The organism is Methanothrix harundinacea 6Ac (assembly GCF_000235565.1).
GTDB lineage: Archaea > Halobacteriota > Methanosarcinia > Methanotrichales > Methanotrichaceae > Methanocrinis > Methanocrinis harundinaceus.
The window spans coordinates 601,477-620,624 of sequence record NC_017527.1 but is presented as its reverse complement, the minus strand read 5'-3'; the positions used below and the strand labels follow the sequence as shown (position 1 = coordinate 620,624).

22 protein-coding genes are annotated in these 19,148 nt (G+C 56.9%); 15 read left to right on the top strand and 7 right to left on the bottom strand.

From position 1 onward, the window contains the following. Positions 1 to 106 precede the first annotated feature (106 nt). From MHAR_RS03120 to MHAR_RS03110, 3 genes are all read left to right on the top strand, one after another. Positions 107 to 331: a type II toxin-antitoxin system HicA family toxin gene (locus MHAR_RS03120; RefSeq protein WP_081472251.1), complete on the top strand. Its 225-nt coding sequence runs from the start codon at positions 107 to 109 to the stop codon at positions 329 to 331. A gap of 6 nt (positions 332 to 337) precedes the next feature. Continuing rightward, a complete protein-coding gene (locus MHAR_RS03115) occupies positions 338 to 559 on the top strand; it encodes a type II toxin-antitoxin system HicB family antitoxin (RefSeq protein WP_014586165.1) in 222 nt (73 codons plus the stop codon). Positions 560 to 634: 75 nt separating this feature from the next. Beyond that, positions 635 to 1,147 carry a heterodisulfide reductase-related iron-sulfur binding cluster gene (locus MHAR_RS03110; protein ID WP_338039956.1) on the top strand — a complete coding sequence of 171 codons (513 nt, stop codon included), beginning with the start codon at positions 635 to 637 and terminating at the stop codon, positions 1,145 to 1,147. Between the two features lie 173 nt (positions 1,148 to 1,320). Here the strand turns inward: MHAR_RS03110 and MHAR_RS13205 are convergent, their stop codons facing one another. Next, positions 1,321 to 2,208, bottom strand: a complete 888-nt coding sequence (locus tag MHAR_RS13205; RefSeq protein ID WP_014586163.1) for a hypothetical protein — start codon at positions 2,206 to 2,208, stop codon at positions 1,321 to 1,323. A gap of 168 nt (positions 2,209 to 2,376) precedes the next feature. Between MHAR_RS13205 and MHAR_RS03100 the strand changes: the two genes are divergently transcribed. From MHAR_RS03100 to MHAR_RS03085, 4 genes are all read left to right on the top strand, one after another. After that, positions 2,377 to 3,726: a hypothetical protein gene (locus tag MHAR_RS03100; RefSeq protein ID WP_143763250.1), complete on the top strand. Its 1,350-nt coding sequence runs from the start codon at positions 2,377 to 2,379 to the stop codon at positions 3,724 to 3,726. 93 nt (positions 3,727 to 3,819) lie between these two features. Continuing rightward, a complete protein-coding gene (locus MHAR_RS03095) occupies positions 3,820 to 4,983 on the top strand; it encodes a Fic family protein (RefSeq protein ID WP_014586162.1) in 1,164 nt (387 codons plus the stop codon). Between the two features lie 49 nt (positions 4,984 to 5,032). Next, positions 5,033 to 5,821, top strand: coding sequence for a class I SAM-dependent methyltransferase (locus MHAR_RS03090; protein WP_014586161.1), 789 nt, complete (start codon positions 5,033 to 5,035; stop codon positions 5,819 to 5,821). A gap of 355 nt (positions 5,822 to 6,176) precedes the next feature. Further along, the gene (locus MHAR_RS03085; protein ID WP_187287845.1) at positions 6,177 to 7,379 is read left to right on the top strand and encodes a pentapeptide repeat-containing protein; all 1,203 of its coding nucleotides are present in this window, start codon (positions 6,177 to 6,179) and stop codon (positions 7,377 to 7,379) included. A 25-nt stretch (positions 7,380 to 7,404) separates the two neighbouring features. On the opposite strand, the gene MHAR_RS13595 is transcribed toward MHAR_RS03085, so the two are convergent. From MHAR_RS13595 to pepD, 3 genes are all read right to left on the bottom strand, one after another. Further along, positions 7,405 to 7,605: a hypothetical protein gene (locus MHAR_RS13595; protein ID WP_014586159.1), complete on the bottom strand. Its 201-nt coding sequence runs from the start codon at positions 7,603 to 7,605 to the stop codon at positions 7,405 to 7,407. Then, positions 7,596 to 8,024: a hypothetical protein gene (locus MHAR_RS03075; protein ID WP_014586158.1), complete on the bottom strand. Its 429-nt coding sequence runs from the start codon at positions 8,022 to 8,024 to the stop codon at positions 7,596 to 7,598. The genes MHAR_RS13595 and MHAR_RS03075 overlap by 10 nt, the downstream gene beginning before the upstream one ends. Before the next feature lie 220 nt (positions 8,025 to 8,244). Continuing rightward, positions 8,245 to 9,708: a beta-Ala-His dipeptidase gene (pepD, locus tag MHAR_RS03070; RefSeq protein ID WP_014586157.1), complete on the bottom strand. Its 1,464-nt coding sequence runs from the start codon at positions 9,706 to 9,708 to the stop codon at positions 8,245 to 8,247. A 70-nt stretch (positions 9,709 to 9,778) separates the two neighbouring features. Between pepD and MHAR_RS13590 the strand changes: the two genes are divergently transcribed. The 5 genes from MHAR_RS13590 to MHAR_RS12365 all read left to right on the top strand — a co-directional run bounded on the left by MHAR_RS13590 (position 9,779) and on the right by MHAR_RS12365 (position 12,676). After that, positions 9,779 to 10,087, top strand: coding sequence for a hypothetical protein (locus MHAR_RS13590; protein ID WP_048144301.1), 309 nt, complete (start codon positions 9,779 to 9,781; stop codon positions 10,085 to 10,087). Continuing rightward, complete coding sequence (locus MHAR_RS03060; protein WP_014586156.1) at positions 10,084 to 10,920, top strand: DUF166 domain-containing protein; 837 nt, start codon at positions 10,084 to 10,086, stop codon at positions 10,918 to 10,920. Before MHAR_RS13590 ends, MHAR_RS03060 begins: the two co-directional genes overlap by 4 nt. A gap of 296 nt (positions 10,921 to 11,216) precedes the next feature. After that, positions 11,217 to 11,402, top strand: coding sequence for an MM0924 family protein (locus MHAR_RS03055; protein ID WP_014586155.1), 186 nt, complete (start codon positions 11,217 to 11,219; stop codon positions 11,400 to 11,402). Positions 11,403 to 11,590: 188 nt separating this feature from the next. Then, positions 11,591 to 12,046, top strand: a complete 456-nt coding sequence (locus MHAR_RS12370) for an RDD family protein (RefSeq protein ID WP_014586154.1) — start codon at positions 11,591 to 11,593, stop codon at positions 12,044 to 12,046. 201 nt (positions 12,047 to 12,247) lie between these two features. Then, positions 12,248 to 12,676, top strand: coding sequence for an RDD family protein (locus MHAR_RS12365; RefSeq protein ID WP_014586153.1), 429 nt, complete (start codon positions 12,248 to 12,250; stop codon positions 12,674 to 12,676). Between the two features lie 120 nt (positions 12,677 to 12,796). Here the strand turns inward: MHAR_RS12365 and MHAR_RS03040 are convergent, their stop codons facing one another. Genes MHAR_RS03040 through MHAR_RS03030 form a run of 3 tightly spaced genes read right to left on the bottom strand, consistent with a single transcriptional unit; the run spans position 12,797 to position 15,465 of the window. Continuing rightward, entirely contained in the window at positions 12,797 to 13,600 is an 804-nt protein-coding gene (locus MHAR_RS03040) for an RNA methyltransferase (protein ID WP_014586152.1), read from the bottom strand. After that, on the bottom strand, positions 13,597 to 15,018 hold the full coding sequence (locus MHAR_RS03035) for an RtcB family protein (protein ID WP_014586151.1): 1,422 nt from the start codon (positions 15,016 to 15,018) through the stop codon (positions 13,597 to 13,599). The genes MHAR_RS03040 and MHAR_RS03035 overlap by 4 nt, the downstream gene beginning before the upstream one ends. Before the next feature lie 9 nt (positions 15,019 to 15,027). Then, positions 15,028 to 15,465 (bottom strand): archease, encoded by a 438-nt coding sequence (locus MHAR_RS03030; protein WP_014586150.1) that lies wholly within the window; start codon positions 15,463 to 15,465, stop codon positions 15,028 to 15,030. A gap of 181 nt (positions 15,466 to 15,646) precedes the next feature. Between MHAR_RS03030 and MHAR_RS03025 the strand changes: the two genes are divergently transcribed. From MHAR_RS03025 to MHAR_RS03015, 3 genes are read left to right on the top strand one after another with little or no spacing between them, the layout of a single operon-like run. Beyond that, positions 15,647 to 16,195, top strand: a complete 549-nt coding sequence (locus MHAR_RS03025) for a helix-turn-helix domain-containing protein (RefSeq protein ID WP_014586149.1) — start codon at positions 15,647 to 15,649, stop codon at positions 16,193 to 16,195. Positions 16,196 to 16,216: 21 nt separating this feature from the next. Next, positions 16,217 to 18,103: an AMP-binding protein gene (locus MHAR_RS03020; protein ID WP_014586148.1), complete on the top strand. Its 1,887-nt coding sequence runs from the start codon at positions 16,217 to 16,219 to the stop codon at positions 18,101 to 18,103. After that, on the top strand, positions 18,104 to 19,147 hold the full coding sequence (locus tag MHAR_RS03015; protein ID WP_014586147.1) for a 3-methyl-2-oxobutanoate dehydrogenase subunit VorB: 1,044 nt from the start codon (positions 18,104 to 18,106) through the stop codon (positions 19,145 to 19,147). It begins immediately after the preceding gene. Position 19,148: the final 1 nt, after the last annotated feature.

Genomic DNA, 19,148 nt, shown 5'->3' with positions numbered 1-19,148 from the left:
GGGATTTTTATCTGGGATGTTCGGTAGGATATTTCCCGAAAGATACATGTATAAAAAGGTCTTAAAGATTTAATCTGGTTTTGGGCAGTTCAAAGGTGGACTTGTTGTGAGCAGACTTCGGAGTGTGACTGGCAAAGACGCCGTCAAAGCCTTTGTCAAGGCGGGCGGAGTTGTGGGCCGCGGCAAAGGCGATCACGTTAATATCAAGATGCCAAACGGTCAGATCGTCACCATTCCCATCTCCGGCGATCTGAAGATAGGCCTTCTCAAGTCTGCCATAAAAAAGGCCGGGCTGGATGATGACGAGTTTATCGCGCTCTTGAAGGGGTGATGGATCTTGGAATATACGATTTTGATACACCAAGCGGAAGAAGGGGGCTACTGGTCCGAAGTTCCTGCGCTTCCGGGATGTTACTCTCAAGGTGAGACGATCGATGAAACCCTGAGCAACACCAAGGAGGCCGTCGAGGCTCACCTCATGGCCTTGAAGGAGGAAGAGGTGGCGGCCCCCATCGAAGAGAACCTTTTCATAGGGAAGGTTCGGGTAGAGGCCGTTTAAGTTTGATTTCTGAAGGGGCATTCGATTACAAAGCCCAATCTCACTTTTTATTGATCGGCAAACGGCCGAGACGTCATCGCCCCCACCACATCCAGGCCCCTGGCAGGCCTCAAGGCCGCCCCCTACTACGGCTGCCTCCTGACGAGGCCCGGCGGGGGGATCGACAGCCCCGAGAACCCCTCGATCCTCGAAGACCTCATCCGGACCCTCGGCGCGGAGCCCACCGACTTCAGGTTGAAGATGAAGTGCCGCTGCGGCCCCATCTTCATGCCCGAGGAGGAGGGCGCCGCCGAGACCCTCATCCGAATCCTGAGAAACGCCAAGGAGTCAGGCGCAGACTTCGTCGTCGCGCTGTGCCCCTTATGCCACCTGATGCTGGACGCCAACCAGCCGCTTCTGGAGAAGAAGTTCGGCGAGGAGATCAATCTGCCCGTCTTATACGTCACCCAGATGGCGGGGCTCGCCCTGGGCCTCGGCCCGGAGGAGCTGGGCCTCTCGATGAACTCGGTCTCCACGAGGCCGGTGCTGGAGAAGCTGGAGGGCGCCGAGGGCGAGGAAGCGGAGGAGGAAGGGGCGGAGGTGTGCTGAGGCCTCCGCCCGAAAGATCATGAAGTATATAACTCTAAAATTGGAATAGTGCCGCAATCTGCTGATGGCGCTCTTGCTCTTGTCTCCAAATACAAGCTCTCTGCTGAGCGAGTTATTTTTATCGAATACCCCACAGCTCTGCTGCAGGTGCGTCGCACAACTTGACAAGGCAATTATTCGGTCGCATCATCTTTAACAAAGAAATCTAAGATGTTGCATTGCGAGTAAAAATCGAGAGAGGTCATATAATTTTTAATATCAATATCCAATTCTGAGACGAGATTTTGTGCTTTTTTAAGCCAATCAAAATCAAGCTTATTCGAATTATCCACACTTAAAAGGTGGTTTTTAAGCTGGTCTAATGTTTTATTTATTTTATTATTAATTATATATTTATTTTTCATGGGTGTTATCGAATCTTCGAATAGCCCAACTTCCTTTAATAATACTTCTTTAATATAAGAAGGAGGCATAAGCGACTTTGGATCAGTTAACCTATTCCCAAGCTTTTGTATTTCTTGTCTTAATTCATTGATCGAAGAAAGCACATCTGCAATTTGCCTCTTTTCGGGATTACCACTAAGACGAAGGACTTCTAAGTCGATTGCAACAGATATCGGACTGTCTATTTCAATTTCATTTTTCATCATCGATCTCATCTGACGACATATTTCATTTTTTGCTGCCTCAACATCGTCCAAATCAGTTATATCTACTTCAACTGTACGAACAGAGGATACATCAAACGGTAGATGTTCGCCTCTCCGAATAATTTGAACATATGGTTTTCTAAGTGCATGACGAATAGCCAATTCATAAAATACGTTAGGATTCCAGCCTGTTAGATCCGCAACAACCATCGGATCTCCAATTATATGTTGAATCATTTGAGAAGTTATGATTCCCGGCTCTGAAATCTTATCAGCCCTTATAGCCTCGAAACCAAGTTGCTCAGCTGCAGGTTGTATAACATACCTTAGGATTTTATCAGACCTCTTTCGGATGTCAGAGTTTGGACTTCCGATTGGAGCAATAACAAAGCAGGTATTATTTTCGCCCATTTATACCACCGTTCCGGGGCTTTAGTAGTTTTTAATACATCCATATCTAGGATATATTTTTTACGGAAAACTGTAATACATTAATATTAGTATTTTATATTAATATATTAACGCACGGTAGATTGTGTATAGAGAAAAAGGATATAGTATAACGCCTGTAATGCTACTATGCCTAATCAGTATGGTTTCAAACAATATCCAGAAGAATGGGATGAATTTATAAAATGGGCAAAATATTATAAAAAATCTTTAGAGATGCTGAAAGGGGATCTTGAATTAATTAGTGAATATAACTATAAAATAATTGTTTCGTTGGATTTTTATGACATATTTGAGCATTGTTTCCCTTTTGAACGTCGTATAGAAGATAAAACTCGCGTATTGAGAAGAGAGATCGGTCGATGGGGTTTGCTATCACAGACGAATATGTTATACGAAGTTCCTATTTTATTATTGCCGCCATATTTGGAAGAATGTATTGATTTTATTACATTAAGCGAAAGAATAGATAATAAAAATGATTTCAAATCAAAAATAGATTATATTTATGAGATCTTCGCGCATTTTGATACAATAAATGAAATGAATTCTAAAGAATTGCTTGACTCTTTGTGCAAGGTGGCGCCAGATTTAGTGTTTTTGTTCAGCCCTAGTTTTTATGGCGGGATAGATCTATTTAAAAATTTAATGAGAAATTATATTAACCCAAAGCCTGATAGCATAGTGCCGGGTCTTTTTATGGACTATATAAATGTAGTTCGCGAAATTAACGAGCAAGATCCAAATCAATTCATGAAATTGATGAGGGGCAGAAAAAATAAAACCATTCAAAATTATCGTGATGCAAAGGCGATTCAATATGTAATCGAGTTGAACGAAAAAATAAATGATAGCATTATAATACTATTTTCCGGCGCACAATTCATGAAGAATTTAATTGGCACTAATAAATTCAATAAAAACATCGGTGAAAACAATTATACTCTTTTGAGGAATACAGATTTTCTATATATAGCTCTTCTAGAAATTCTCAGTTTTATGAGCAAAAATGACATATCAAGGGATGATTTCAAGGCAGAAGATTTGCTCTTAACGATTAAATCGGAACTGGAAATGCTGAATGAATTTTTGGTCATCTCCGAGAAGAATTATAGTTTCTCGGATTACCTTTCAGGATGTTTAAATGAGGAGTATATGTACGATGCTTTAATAAAAATGAAAAAATTTAAAATATTTATTGAGAATAGAGAAAATATTAATTTAATAAATATGATGGAAAAATCTCAATCGACAGAGGATATACAGCATTTAATGAAATATGTAAAGTATTCAGATAGTGATTATATTAATACATTGAACTATATTAAAAACTCTATTAAAAAAGGAGAATTCTTGTTGGTTCTATCAGAACGGATGGACCTAATAGAAGCTGAATTAGAAAAGCTATCAACCGATATGAAGGAGTTAGTCGGTGAAATCGACATCGATCTGACTAAAGCAAACGGAGAAAATGACTAAGATGGCATATAGGATATAAACTCCTCAAAATTTTGGCTCAGATTCTGACGAAAGACGATAAGATCTGGCTCCACTAACCAGAATAGATCCTCCATGACCCCACCCCCCTGGCACCCCCGCTACGTCATCACCCCCGCCATAGCCCGTTCCCTGATGGAGATCGAGGCGGCCCGGGCTGTGGTGGCCGAGACGCCCCTCCCCCTGGCCATCGAGGCGGAGCTCCGCCGCCTCGCCCGAATCCGCTCGACCCATTTTTCCACCAGGATCGAAGGGAACCGGCTGACACTCGCCGAGGCGGAGGAGGCTATCTCGGGCCGGGAGATCGAGGGGAGGGAAAGGGACGTCGCCGAGGTGCGAAATTATTGGGCGGCACTTTTGAGGGTCGAAGAGTGGGCCGCCGAGAAGAAGCCCCTCTCCGAGGAGCTGATCCGCCGCCTCCACGCCCTGGTGACGAAGGGCACGGGCTCGGAGACGGGACCAAGGGGGGAGGCGAGAGGAGGAGCGAGGCCGAAGCCGACGCCCTACCGGGACGGCCAGAACGTCATCAGGGACTCCGCGACAGGAGCCATCGTCTACCTCCCGCCGGAGGCAAAAGACGTCCCGGCCCTCATGGCGGAGATGGTAGGGTGGGCCCAAGAGGCGGAGAGGGAGGGGCTCCCCGTCCCCATAATCGCCGGACTGGTCCACTACCAGTTCGTCACGATCCACCCCTACTACGACGGAAACGGCAGGACGGCCCGGCTCATCGCGACCTTCATCCTCCAGAGGGGCGGATACGGTCTCAACGGCCTCATCTCCCTGGAGGAGCTCCACTCCCAGGACCTCGAAGGGTACTATCGGGCGCTGGCCACCCATCCCCATCACAACTACTACGAGGGGAGGGAGGAGGCGGACCTCACCCCCTGGCTGGAGTACTTCATCGAGACGACCGCCAGGGTATTTCGCATGGCCAGGGAAGGGGCCCAACGCTCTGCCAGAGAGGGGATTTCTCCCGAGCCCGAGGAGCTTCGAAGGCTCGACCCTCGGGCAAGAGCCGTCCTCGCCCTCTTTACGAAGATGGAGAGGATCAGGACCTCCGACGTTGCCGAGGCCCTGGGGCTCTCCGACCGGATGGCCCGGGTGCTCATCCGCGGCTGGGTTAGTGACGGCTGGCTGGTGTTGAGGGACCCCTCGAAGCGGGCGAGAAGCTACGAGTTATCGGCAATTTATCGGCAATATCTCGGCGGTTTATCGGCAATGCCGGATAATGGCGATTGATATCGAAGGGGTCCCAGAGGACCCCTGAACGAGACGGGAGGAGAATCGTTTGACCAGGAAAGAGGATTCGGTCCTGCGGGAGGCGCGGGTCCACGGCGCCCGCTGGGAGGGCTTCCACCACCGCTACTTCTCTGACCCCCAGGTGGCGGAGCCCCTGACCGCCGCCATCCTCCAGGCCGTCGAAGCCTCCCGCCCCGACGTCATCGCAGACCTCGGCGGCGGGACCGGCTTTATCCTAAAAGAGCTCCTGAGGCGGCGTCCCCTCGAAGGCGTCCGGCTGGTGGATGTCGACATATCCGAGGCGCAGCTTTCGGCCTGCGACGACGGGAGGATCGAGAGGCTCGCGGCCTCGGCCGCCACCCTCACCCGCCGGGACCTCGGGGCGGAAGGCCGGAGCCTCCTTCTCGTCGCCCGATCCCTCCTCCACTACTTCGGAAGGGCGGGGCTCCAGCCCCTCCTCCGCCACCTCCGTGGCCAGCTCCAAGCCGGCGAAGCGTTCATCCACCAGTCGGCCTGCTTCGCCGACGAGGGGGACGCCGCCTGCCTAAACCGGATCTACGGGATGATGGGGACCGAGAAGTGGTATTCTACCATCGACGAGCTGGAGGCGGCCCTCGAAGAAGCGGGCTTTCTCCTCCGCGAGGTCCGGGCGGCGCCGCCCCTCCGCCTCGACTCCTCCGACCTCGCCGAGAGGTACGTTCTGAGCGCTCCACAGGTCGCCTCGATCCGGGTGGAGGTGGGGCGCGAGTTCGGCGAGAGGGCGGGGGTCTTCGTCGAGACGAGGGAGGGGTTCACTGCGTGGCTCCACTACAGCATCTTCACATGCCGGGCGGTGTAGGCAGAGCTTTAGATGAGATATAATATAAAATAGCTCGAATGCACCCGGCGGCGCGGTATCAGGGACGGCCCCGGAAGGCCCTTTCTCTATGGGATGCAGAATCGGACATCAATCCAGGTCTCAAGGAATCGATCGATCGGATAGGTTTGGCCTGCGTCGCCAGCTTCGTATCCCAGGAAATTTGGAATAACGAGGATCTTCTGCCTTCGAACTTATGAGATATTATTAAATATATTGGGGTGTAATCGTCTCCAGGTGATGAATTACGCTCAGCAAAATCAAATTACTCATGATTTTATCTTTCGCGATCCTCTGTATTCAGGCAGCAGGCTCCAGTGAGCCGAATGCGGGAGAGATGGAGACGATTAGCGCTCACGATATCCTGAAAGATATTCGTTCAGGAAATCTCGAACCAATAGATGGTGCTATCATAAATGGAAGCCTCGATCTTAGGAATCTGAAAGATCCGATCAGAGGAGATATAAAGATAACAAACTCGATCATCAACGGACCTGTAAACTTCGCGGGAAAGACTTTCGAAGGTCAAGTTGACTTCAGCGGCACGACATTTAATGATGAAGTGACGCTGTTCGATACACAAAAAAACGATAACAAGCCATTATATACTATATTCGAAAAGAAAGTACATTTAGTAGATACACATTTCATTAAAGATGCAGATTTCAAATATGTTCAGTTCGATGGGGGAAATTCCTTTGACCGCATCAGTTTCGACGGAAAAGCTCTATTTAACTATGCAAAATTTAGCAACGGTGCTGATTTCGATGATGCTCAGTTCAAGGATATAGCCTTCTTCACGGGCGTTATATTCTCAAATGCATCCACAATTTTTCAAAATAGCTGTTTCGAGAAAGATGCCCTATTTAATTATGCGAATTTTGGATTGCACGATGCCAATTTCAATAGTGCGAAATTTTCTGGAGTGGCCAACTTCAGAAATGCCGAATTTAACGGAGATGCTCAATTCAATTACACCCTTTTCAATGGGGACGCATCATTCATCGATGCCATATTCGATCAAATGCTCTACTTGAAGGGATCAAAGTTTGGTCGGTTATACATTAGATGGGAAGATATCGACGGTAAGCTAGCCCACGACGATGAAGTTTATCTTCGCCTTGTGGAAAATTACAAGAATATTGGGTCGTTCGCTGACGCAGATAACTGTTACTATAGCCATAGAGTATTGCGACGATCCAATCTGTCATGGAGCCATAAGCTCCTCGACTTGCCTTTGCTGGCCTTTTATGGGTATGGCGTGAAGCCGCTTCGTCCGATAATCTGGTCGTTTGTAGTCGTTCTCTCTTTCGCACTCTGGTTTTGGGCATCAGTATATCGAGATTGTCCTTTAAAACGGGCCCTCAAATTCAGCGTCAAAGCCTTCCTCTCCGGCACAAAGCCCTTCAGCACCGACTTGCTCGAATTTTCTAAGCTGGAAAAGAAGTACAAGGATCGGGCGGTCTTGGAGAGGTTCCTGGGGACCTTGTTCTTCCTGTTGTTCCTCATCACCCTAGCAAACACCGTCATAATAAAATAGCTCGAATACCCCCGGCGGCGCGGGATCAGAGCTCCCCCCGGAAGGCCCTCTCCAGCACCGCCGGGAGGAGGGCGGCCAGCTCCTCCGCCGTCCGGGCCTGGTATCCGTGGAGCGGGGCCCGTTCACTGCCGATCAGTATGTTTCTTCTTTTAGCTGCGGCGCATGTAGCCGTGAGTGTCTTCTGGTCGATCTGCAAAAAAATAGGATCGACACTGATCAGGCCCAAAATACCTGAATCATACGGTTCGTGAAGGAGATGTAAATGAGGCCGTTCGGCCCCGCTGCGATGCCGTTCATCATTCCATCCACGGCCCACTCGTCCAGCTTCTCGCCCTCGGACGAATACTTCACCACCTTATGGTTGTTGTTGATGGTCACGTATACCTCGCCCCCAGGTCCGACGGCGATGCCGTTTGTCTCAATCACGCCGTCGACGTCCCATTCTGCCAGCCTCTCGCCCTCGGGGGAGTACTTCACCACCTTGTGGCTGTTGTTGATGGTCACATATACCTCGCCACCGGGGCCGATGGCGATGCCGCCAACCAGGTCTTCTAAGGACCACTGCGCCAACAACGGCCCACCGCAGACGGGCAGGATCGATGCCAAAATGCTGATTACGAACAAAATTGATATCTTCGCGCCCATTATAGAACCTCCACATTCTAATACGCTCGACATCATATAGAGATTTTCGTCGATCTCGGATACCCCTTTTCATTCCCACCTCCATCTTCTTCGGCACCTCGCTCAGCCTCGCCCCGGAAGCTCCTCTCCAGCACTGCTCCAGGGAGCGCGTCCGCTGTCCGATCCGGATCGAAGCCCCCAACCTCCGATCCTCACCACTTCCCCCTCACCCTCCCGTCCCCTACATCTCCGATATCCGCTCCAGCGCCGCCAGGATGAACCGATAGAACTCCGCCACCGCTGAGATCTTCACCCTCTCCGCCGGGGAGTGGGGGTGCTCGATCAACGTTCCCAAAGAGACCATATCCATATCCGGAAACTTCTCCCCGATGATCCCCATCTCGAGGCCGGCGTGGATCGACTTCACCTCCGGATCCCGGCCGAAGAGGTTCCGATGGGCCGCCCTGCAGGCCGAAAGGAGCTCAGAGTCGAGGTCTGGGAGCCGCCCGGGATAGCGGTCCCCCCTCTCGACCCGGGCGCCGGCGAGGGCCGCCGCCGCCCGGATGGTGGCGGTCGTCGCCTCGAGACCGACCTTCGACGACGATCGGGAGGCCGTTTGGAGGTAGAGGTCCTCCTCCTCGGTGAAGGCGACGGAGAGGTTCGTCGAGGTCTCGACGAGGTCTGGGATCTCGGGGCTCCACCGGAGGACCCCGTTCGGGAGGGCGGCGACGAGGCCGATCGCCCGCCTCGACCCCTCCGGGGACGCAACCCTCGCCGGCATCTCCACGGCCGAGACCTCCACCCAGAGCCCCGGATCGACGGCCCGGTACTCCTCCCGAAGGGCGCGGGCCTCCGCCTCCACCAAAGAGGAGAAGGCCTCCGCCTCTTCCCGGGGGACGACGACGACCGCCTCCGCCTCCCGGGGGATGGCGTTGTGCTTCTCCCCGCCCCTGAGGGAGGAGAGGCCCGGAAAGACCCTCTCCCCGGCGGCCCAGAGGAGGAGGCCGAGGAGCTTGATGGCGTTTCCCCGCTGAAGGTGGATGTCGACGCCGGAGTGGCCCCCTGAGAGCCCCCCCACGACGACCTCGAAGGCCGAGGCCCCGGCCGGGTCGGGGCGGTCCCACCTCATGGGAAGCCGCAGGTTGGAGGTCTCGCCTCCGGCGCAGCCGACGTAGACGGCGTGGGGGTCGTCGGTGTCCAGGTTGATCATCATCCTCGCCGCGATCTGCCCCTCCTGGACGGCCCCGGCCCCCGACATCCCCTCCTCCTCGTCGACGGTGAAGAGGAGCTCCAGGGGACCGTGGACCGCTCCGGGGTCTGCGAGGACGGCCAGGGCGGCGGCGACACCTATCCCGTTGTCGGCGCCCAGGGTCGTCCCTACGGCCGAGACGAAGCCGTCCTCGACTTGGACTAGGATCGGATCTCTGGAGAAGTCGTGATCCGACCCCCGATCCTTCTCGCAGACCATGTCCAGGTGGGCCTGGAGGAGGACGGCCCGAGACCCCTCCCTGCCGGGGGTCGCCCCCTTCCTCAATAGGACGTTTCCAGCCCCGTCCATCCCGCAGTCCAGCCCCATCCGCCTTCCGACGGCGAGGACGTACTCTGCCGCCCGCTCCTCTCGCTTCGAACACCGCGGTATCTTCCGGAGCTCGTCGAAATGCCTCCATAGGAGGCGGGGCTCTATGCCGCTGAGGTCTTCTTCCATCCGCTCACCCTCACCATTTTTGTACGAAAAAGCGACTATAGATATATGGTGATCGGATGGAGTTGGTGGCATGATGAATCGGAGGTCCCTCGCCGCCGACCTCCCCCTCAGGGTGGGCGAGGTGACCATCATCCCCGTGGCGGAGGTCCAATCCCTCTCGTACCTCCGGGGCGGGACGGGCTCTTTCGCAGGGAGGAAGAGGGCAGCGGCCGTCGTCGCCCTGGGACCCTGGGGGGCCATCGCCCTGGACATCTCCGGGGAGGAGGCGCCCCTCGACGAGCTTCTTGCAGAGGTCCCGGGGCTGGAGGAGCTGGTGGCCGGGGCTCGTCGGGAGGCGGAAGGGATAGATACCAAAGACAACAAAAAGGGAGGAGCATGAAGGTCGCGGTATTCTACAACGGCGAGTTCGGGCGAACCCTGATAGGAAACCTGATCAACTTCTCGGGGTTCTGCATATCCTGCGGCGACGGCTGCACCCTCTGCAAGGCCGGCAAGTACAGCCTCGCTGAGGACCTGGTATCCGTCATCGAGATGCCCGACCCCGAGGGCCTCGAAGACTTCATCGACGACGTATCTCCCTACATCCCCGCCGAGATCCCCGAGGCGGATATCGCCATCGTCGTCCACGTCCACCCCGACATCATATTCGGCCTCCTCTCCATCCTGAAAGAAAAAGGGTACAAAGGGATCATTGGAGGGTCTGAAATGCCGAAGGACCTCCCCCTGGGCCTCCGGACCCAGCTGGCCGAGGAGGCGAGAAGGATGGGCCTGGAGGCCGCCTTCGCCAAGCCCTTCTGCGCCCTCAGGCCCGACCCGGCCACCCCTGCCATAAACGCCTTCATGCAGAAGGCCCACTTCGGCGAGCCCGAGATCGAGATCGTAGCTCAGGAGAGCCGGCCGGGAAAGGAGACGATCCTCGCCGCCAACGTCGTCCGCAGCGCCCCGTGCGGATCAACCTGGTACGTGGCAAAGAGGATGACGGGACTCGATACCGACCAGCCCGACCTCCGGGAGAGGATATCCGAGGCCCACCACGCATACCCATGCACCGCCAGCATGGACCAGGACCCAGAGCTGAAAGACACCATCCTACACAGGGCGGGATACATCATCCGCGAGGCCGTCGAGGACGCCATAAAGAGGGGAAAGAGGGCGGAGCCGAGGGATTCGGGGACCTTCTCGGGGGCGGCGAGGCCCAAGGTATCCGGATGATACCTCCATCAAGTTCACGGGAAAATGCGAGGGCGCTGATCAGATTTTTGCCCTCAACCGTGCATCTCTCCTTTTAGCACTTTTCGAACTGGGCCTTCCATTTAAACTCGACTTGACTTGAGGAAAGATCTTCGGATCATCAACCCCGGTTGATCCGAGTTAAAATCATTTAATCAAGTTGATTTAAATTTTGGCGTGTTTTTTGGGATTTCTGGTCGAATTTTTGGCTTAACCACAAGTTATATCTAGTTTAAAGCCTTATTATTGCTAAATAGATCCTTTAAGGTGGTGAATCGATGATGGACAAATTCATATCCGAGCACCTGTACAACAAAGATATTGAGGTCTACTTCGGCGGGGACGGCGACCAGCGGCTTCGCGGGAGGGTGGTGGGCTCCGCCGACGGCGTCCTGGTCCTGGAGAACGGAGGAAGAAGAGACTACGTGAACATCGAGAAGGTGATCGCCGCCTGGGAGGTATGACCTCCCGGTGCGTATATATCGCCTTTTCCCTCACCTTTCAAATCCATTCCGTCCACCTTCCTTCTTCCCTTTCTTTCTCATATGCATGATTTGAATCGGCGTGACCTCTTATTTCTCAGCAAGTCGAATATTTATACCTGCATGAAATACATTGCTGGAGTTTGATCCCGAAGGAAGGGGTTAGAAGAATGAATGAACCATACGATAAGAAGGAAGGGGTGGTGCCAAACCTGGCAGGCATCGGCCAGAGGATGGCGTCATACCTGATGGACCTGGTCGTCCTGAGCATCATCTACATCGCCCTCGTCTTCCTCTTCGACCTCCCGGCGGAGGATTGGTCTTTGGCCTGGAGCGGCCTCCCATCGGATTATCCCCCGATATACCTCCTGATGGCGGCGATCGGCATAGGATACTACACCTACTTCTTCGGGGCGGGGCAGACGCCGGGGATGAGGCTCCTGGAGATCAAGCTGGTCCGGGCCGACGGAATCGAGCCTATAGGCCTCCGCCGGGGCTTTCTCCGGTGGGTCGGGATGGAGATATCTGGCGTCGTCCTCTTCCTCGGATACCTCTGGATCCTCATCGACAGGAGGAGGCAGGGTTGGCACGACAAGATCGCTGGGACCTACGTCGTCAAGGAGTGACGGAGGGTCTCCAGGAAATCCCGGCGCCTCCCTTCGACGGGGGCGCCGATCCGCGGGCCATCTCCGGCGATATCCTCGTCCACGCCCAGTTTAATGGAGAGATGAGACGATCAAACGACAGCTAAGACCAAATTAAGAGAAATTATTTATATGAGTGTTATGTAAAGAGGTACCGAAGAAATTTCATGGAGGTGCTGGAAGATGGAGACGGAAACTGCCGGAGAGAGGGGGGAGCCGCCCCTCGACCTGGCGAGCGTCGGGTCGAGGTTCATAGGCTACCTGATCGACAGCGTCATCGTCGGGGTGATCGGATCGATCCTCAGCTACGCCTCGATGAACGTCGGCGAGACCCTGGGCGGCATAAACGCCTTCCTGGGCTTTCTGGTATCGGTCGGGTACTACACCTACTTCTTCGGAAACGGCCAGACTCCGGGGATGATGGCGATGAAGATCAAGCTGGTAGGGACCGACGGGACCTATCCGATAGGATACGGAAAGGGCTTCCTCCGGTGGATCGGGATGGGCATATCGACCGCGGTGATCCTCCTCGGATACCTCTGGATCCTCATCGACAAGAAGAAGCAGGGTTGGCACGACAAGATCGCGGGAACCTATGTAGTCAACGCCTGATCTCAATAAGGCCGTCTGATACCTAACTGGGGGGGCAGAGCCTCGCCCCCCATAATGCTTTTTTTTCGGCGGCCACATGCCGCAAGCCGGTTCAAGAAGCTCCGGTCAGGACCCATCGCCCTACTCCTGAACCCCGCTCCTGTCGGACCCGGCAGCCCCCTCCCCCTCGTCCTGGCCATCTTCCCGGACCTCGGTGCCCGCCCCAAAACACCATTCTTCAGAGCCGCCTCCGCGGTGGACAGCCCCCCACCGGAGGTTCCGGACGACGCCGCGGAGGGTCTGGACCTCCCGGTCGGTGAGCCTCGCCCTCCCGAAGATCCTCTTCAGCATCAGCATCGTCTTCTCGAGCTTGTGCTGGTGGTACTCCGACTCCACCAGGGCGGCCCGGAAGTGGTCTAGGAGGCGGGCGAGGTTCTCGGGCCGAGCCAGCTCCACCTCCCCCCCCTCGACCCGGGAGAGCTCGTAGAGGAGGACGGCGGCAGCGTGGGAGAGGTTCATTATGGGGTACTCGGGGCTTGTGGGTATCGAGACGACGACATCGCAGGCTGCGAGCTCCTCGCAGGAGAGGCCGTCGTCCTCCCTCCCCAGGAGGAGGGCCACCTCCCCCCTTCCGCCCTGGAGCCTCTCTGCCAATTCCTTCGGGGAGAGGCTTGGAACCCTCAGGTGGCGGTCGGTGGTCCGACCCCTCACCCCCGTCGTCCCGACGACGAGGTTTGCGGCCGAGATCGCTTCCCCAAGACCATCGACGACCCTCGCCCCCTCGATCACCTCCCTCGCATGGGACGCCATGGCGAGGCCGAAATCCTCGATCTCGCAGGGGCGGACGAGGACGAGGTCGGAGAAGCCGAAGTTCTTCATCGCCCTCGCCACGGAGCCGACGTTCCCCTCGTAGAGAGGCTCCACCAGGACGACCCGGATCCTCATCCCTTGGAGACTCCCAGGGGGACGACCTTCGCCACCTTCCTCGCTATATCCAGGTGGTGGACGACGTCGACGACCTCGAAGCTCGGCTTGTAGACCTCGGGGGCCTCCTCGGCGAGCATCTTCGGGTGAGTCGCCATCACCTTGATCCCGCGCCTCGTCAGGACATCCTTCACCTCCGCCCCGGCGTAGGTCTTCTTCGCCTGGGTCCTGCTCATGATCCTTCCGGCCCCGTGGCAGGCGGAGCCGAAGGTGAGCCGCATCGCCCCGGCGCTCCCGCAGAGGACGTAGGAGGGGGTCCCCATCGACCCGGGTATGATCACCGGCTGGCCCGCCTCCCTGTACGCCATTGGGATCTCGGGCCTCCCGGGGCCGAAGGCCCTCGTCGCCCCCTTCCGGTGGACGTAGAGCCTTTCCCTCGAGCCGTCGACCTCGTGCTCCTCCACCTTGGCGACGTTGTGGGCGACGTCGTAGACGAGGTCCAGCCGAGCGTCGGGGAAGTACCTCTCGAAGACCTCCCTCGTCCAGGCGGAGATGATCTGACGGTTCGCCCAGGCGTAGTTTGCCGCCGCCGCCATCGCCCCGAAGTAGTTCTCCGCCTCCGGCGTCCCCAACGGCGCGCAGGCGAGCTGCTTGTCGGGGAGCTCTATACCGTACTTTTTTACCGCCCGGCTGAGGACCTGGAGGTGGTCGGTGCAGATCTGGTGGCCTGCCCCCCTCGATCCGCAGTGGATCATGACGGTGATCTGGCCCCGGAAGAGGCCGAACCTTTTGGCGAGGTCGTCATCGAAGATCTCGTCGACCCTCTGGATCTCCAGGAAGTGGTTTCCGCTCCCCAGGGTCCCGAGCTGGGGACGCCCCCTCTTCCTCGCCTTCAGGCTCACCTGGTCGGGCTTCGCCCCCTCCATCCGGCCCCCCTCCTCGCAGTGCTCGAGATCCTCAGGAACGCCGAACCCCGCCTCCACCGCCCAGGCCGCCCCCCGGGTGAAGGCCTCGTCGAGCTCGTGCTCCGAGACCCGGAGCCTCCCCTTCGCCCCGACGCCGGAGGGGACGTCGTGGAAGAGGTCCTCGACGAGGTTCGTCATCATCGGCGCCACATCCTCCGCCAGAAGGTCCGTCCTCAGCATCCGGACGCCGCAGTTTATGTCGAAGCCGACGCCCCCGGGGCTTATCACCCCCCCATCCTCCCGGAAGGCGGCGACGCCGCCGATGGGAAAGCCGTAGCCGAGATGAGCATCGGGCATCGCCATCGAGTAGTTGACTATCCCGGGGAGGGTGGCGACGTTCGCCACCTGGTCGAGGGTTCCGGACTCCACCTGCTCGAGGAGCCTCTCGGAGATGAAGATCCGTCCCGGGACGCGCATCCCCTTCTGGTGGCCGATCGGCACCTCAAATATGTAATCGTCTATCCTGTTCAGCATGGGATCTCCTCAAACGTCTAAAACCACCTGAGCGGTCCAGATCTCCTCCCCCCCCACCTCTTCCCTACCGATCTCGAACTGGTGGAGGGTGACCGCCTTCACCTCCGTCTCGAAGAGGTGCCTCTCTGGGTCGATCCTCTCCCCCCCGACCCGGCCCGAAAGGCTCCAGCCGTCGGGCCCTCCATCGAGGGCGACCTCGAACTCCGAGAACGCCGCCAGCTCCACCTCGAATAGGTAAAGGATCTCCGATAGCCACTCGTAGAGGAGGGCCTCCAGGGACTCCGCCTCGATCTCCACCGGCCAGGACTCCTCGACCCGGACGGTGGAGGGGTCTATCATGGCTCCGATCAGCGCGAGGCCTGCGCTCTCGAAGAGCTCCTCCAGGCTCCGGCCCCGGACCCGGAACTTGACGTCGGCGGTGTGCTCCAGATATTCAACGGGTTCCATCTCGATATGATCAAGGGGTGGGGGGTTTATTAATAGGTTGAGGTCCCCCTCTCGAGGCCCGGAAAGGGCAAGAGATCCCCCGATAGATTTTTATCGACCGCATATTATCGAATTTTCCCCCGGCAGAGAGGCGGAGGCTTTATACCATTTTGGCATATCGAGGGTGAGTGGGTGAATCGGCATGGCGGAGACCATTGAGGAGATAGCAACCCGAATTCGGGAGATGCGAGAGCTGTCCAAGGTGACGGCGGAGGAGATGGCAGAGCACCTGAAGGTGCCCCTGGAGACGTACAACTGCTACGAGGAGGGGAAGATGGAGATCCCCGCGAGCAAGCTGATCGAGATCGGCCAGCGGCTCGAGGTCGACATGAACCTCCTCCTCACCGGGGAAGAGCCGAGGATGCGGATATTCACGGTGACTAGGAAGGGCGAGGGGGTCGAGGTGGAGCGGCGGAGGCAGTACAGGTACCAGAACCTGGCGGGGAAGTTCCTCTCCAAGAGGGGGGAGTTCTTCATCGTCACCATCGAGCCGAAGAGGGAGAAGCCGGCAGCCTACAGCCATCCCGGCCAGGAGTTCGACTACGTCCTGGAGGGGTCCCTCAAGTTCTCGATCCACGATCACGAGATCGTCCTCAACGAGGGGGACTCGATATTGTTCGATTCGTCCTTCCTGCACGCCATGGAGGCCCAAGACGACAGGCCCGCGAAGATGCTCGTCGTGGTGATGTAACCGCAGAAAGAGGATCTTAAAATGTCGTCTCTACTGGATAGGTTCGTCCCCAGGACGGATTTCAAATCTTATGAGGATTTTATAGAGAACTTCAAGATCATAGTCCCCAAGGAGTTCAACTTCGCCTTTGACGTCGTCGACGTCTACGCCGAGGAGGACCCCCATAAGGTGGCCCTCGTCTGGTGCAACGACTCCGGGGACGAGAAGATCCTGACCTTCGGGGATATGAAGCGCGAGAGCGACAGGGCTGCCAACTTCTTCAAGGGGCACGGCATAAGGAAGGGAGACGCCGTGATGCTCTCCCTCAAGAGCCGATATGAGTTCTGGATCTCTATGATCGGCCTCCACAAGATCGGGGCCGTCGCCATCCCCGCAACCCACATGCTGAAGAGGAAGGATATCGTCTATAGGATCCGGCGGGCGGACCTGAAGATGATCATATCCATCGCCGAGGAGGGGGTCCCCGAGGAGGTGGACGGAGCCTGTAAGGAATTGAGAGATGCCGGGGTCCTGAAGGCCTTCGTCGGAGAAGGGGCGAGGGACGGCTGGCTGAACCTGAGGGAGGAGCTGGAGGCGGCATCCCCGGAGTTCGAGAGGCCAGAAGGGACGAAGAGCTCCGACATCCTCCTCGCCTACTTCACCTCCGGGACGACAGGAAACCCCAAGATGGTAAACCACGACCAGAGCTACTCCCTCGGCCACATCTTGACGGCGAGGTACTGGCAGAACGTCGAGGATGGCGGCCTCCACTACACCGTCGCCGACACCGGCTGGGGGAAGGCAGTCTGGGGGAAGCTCTACGGCCAGTGGATCGCGGGATCGGCGGTCTTCGTCTACGACTACGACCGGTTCGACGCCGGGAGGATGATGGATATGGCGGCTAAGTACAGAGTCACCACCTTCTGCGCCCCCCCCACCATCTACCGGTTCATGATAAAGGAGGACATCTCCAGGTACGACTTCTCGACCCTCCGGTACGCCGTCACCGCCGGCGAGCCCCTCAACCCCTCGATATACGAAAAGTTCCTCGCTGCGACGGGGCTGCGGCTGATGGAGGGGTTCGGCCAGACTGAGACGGTCGTCGCCATAGCCAACTACCCCTGGATGGACCCGAAGCCCGGGTCGATGGGGAAGCCCTCCCCCGGCTACGAGATCGTCCTGGTGGACAAGAACGACAGGATCTGCGAGGTCGGGGAGGAGGGGGAGATCGTCATCAAGACGGATAAGGGCAAGCCCATCGGCCTCTTCGTCGACTACCACCTCGACCCCGAGAAGATGAGGAACACCTGGCACGACGACTACTACCACACCGGGGACACCGCCTGGATGGACGAGGACGGCTACTTCTGGTTCGTCGGAAGGGCCGACGACATCATCAAGAGCTCCGGCTATAGGGTCGGCCCCTTCGAGGTGGAGAGCGCCCTCCTCACCCACCCCGCGGTCCTGGAGTGCGCTATCACCGGGGTCCCGGACCCCCTCCGGGGGCAGGTGGTGAAGGCGACGGTCGTCCTGACGAAAGGCTCTGCGCCGTCGGAGGAGCTGAAGAATGAGCTCCAAAACCACGTCAAAGCTATCACCGCCCCCTACAAGTACCCGAGGATCGTCGAGTTCGCAGAAGAGCTCCCGAAGACGATCAGCGGCAAGATAAGGAGGGTTGAGATCAGGGAGAAGGACAAGCCTTATCCGGTGATCAACGCCCTGGAGTGCAAGGCGTGCGAGAGGTGCATCATCGCCTGCCCCACCAACGTCCTCGCCCTGGGAGAGGAGCTGAACGCTCGGGGATACCATTACGCGATCTATTCGGGGGAGGGGTGCATCGGCTGCGGGAACTGCTACTACACCTGCCCGGAGCCCTTCGCCATCGAGGTCCACATACCGTCAAAGGAGAAGTTCGAGGAGGAGGGATAGATGCCAGCCCAGCTAGTTGATGGAAACAGCGCCGTGATCGTCGGGGCGATGTATGCGGGATGCGACTGCTACTTCGGCTACCCCATAACCCCGGCGAGCGAGATCCTCCACGAGGCCTCAAAGTACTTCCCAAAGGTGGGGAGAAAGTTTGTCCAGGCGGAGTCGGAGGAGGCGGCGATAAACATGGTCTACGGGGCGGCGGCCGCCGGCCACCGGGTCCTCGCCGCCTCCTCCGGCCCCGGGATGAGCCTCAAGCAGGAGGGGATATCCTACATCGCGGGGGCTGAGCTTCCTTGCGTCATCGTCGACATCGCCCGGGCCGGTCCGGGGCTGGGGAACATCGGGCCGGAGCAGTCCGACTACAACCAGGCGGTGAAGGGCGGGGGGCACGGATGCTACAGGAACCTCGTCCTCGCCCCCAACTCCGTCCAGGAGATGTGCGACTTCACCATCAAGGCCTTCGACCTCGCCTTCAAGTACCGAAACCCGGCGGTCATCCTCGCCGACGGGGTCCTCGGCCACATGGTGGAGCTCCTCACCTTTCCGAAGAGGGCGATCGAGCCGGTGATCGACGACTCCTGGGCCGTCCGGGGGAATAAAGAGACGCGAGGAAACCTGGTCACCTCCATCGACCTCGACTTCAGGGAGCTGGAGGAGCACAACCTCCGGCTCCAGGCGAAGTACGACCGGATCCGGGAGGAGGAGGTCGAGTACGAGCTTTACAGGTGCGAGGACGCCGAGGTGGTCCTCGTCTCCTACGGGATCAGCAGCCGGATCGCCAAGTCCGCCGTCGATGCCGCCCGGAGAGAGGGGATAGCAGCCGGCCTCTTCAGGCCCATATCCCTCTTCCCCTTCCCCTCCCGGGAGCTGAGGGCCTTTGCCGATAGAGGCTCTCGATTCATATCCGTCGAGATGAGCGACGGTCAGATGCGAGAGGACATCCGCCTCGCTACAGGCTGCCGGGAGGTAGCCCTCGTATCGAGGTATGGAGGAAACCTCATCCAGCGCCATCAGATCCTCGAGAAGATCAGGGAGGTGGCCTAGA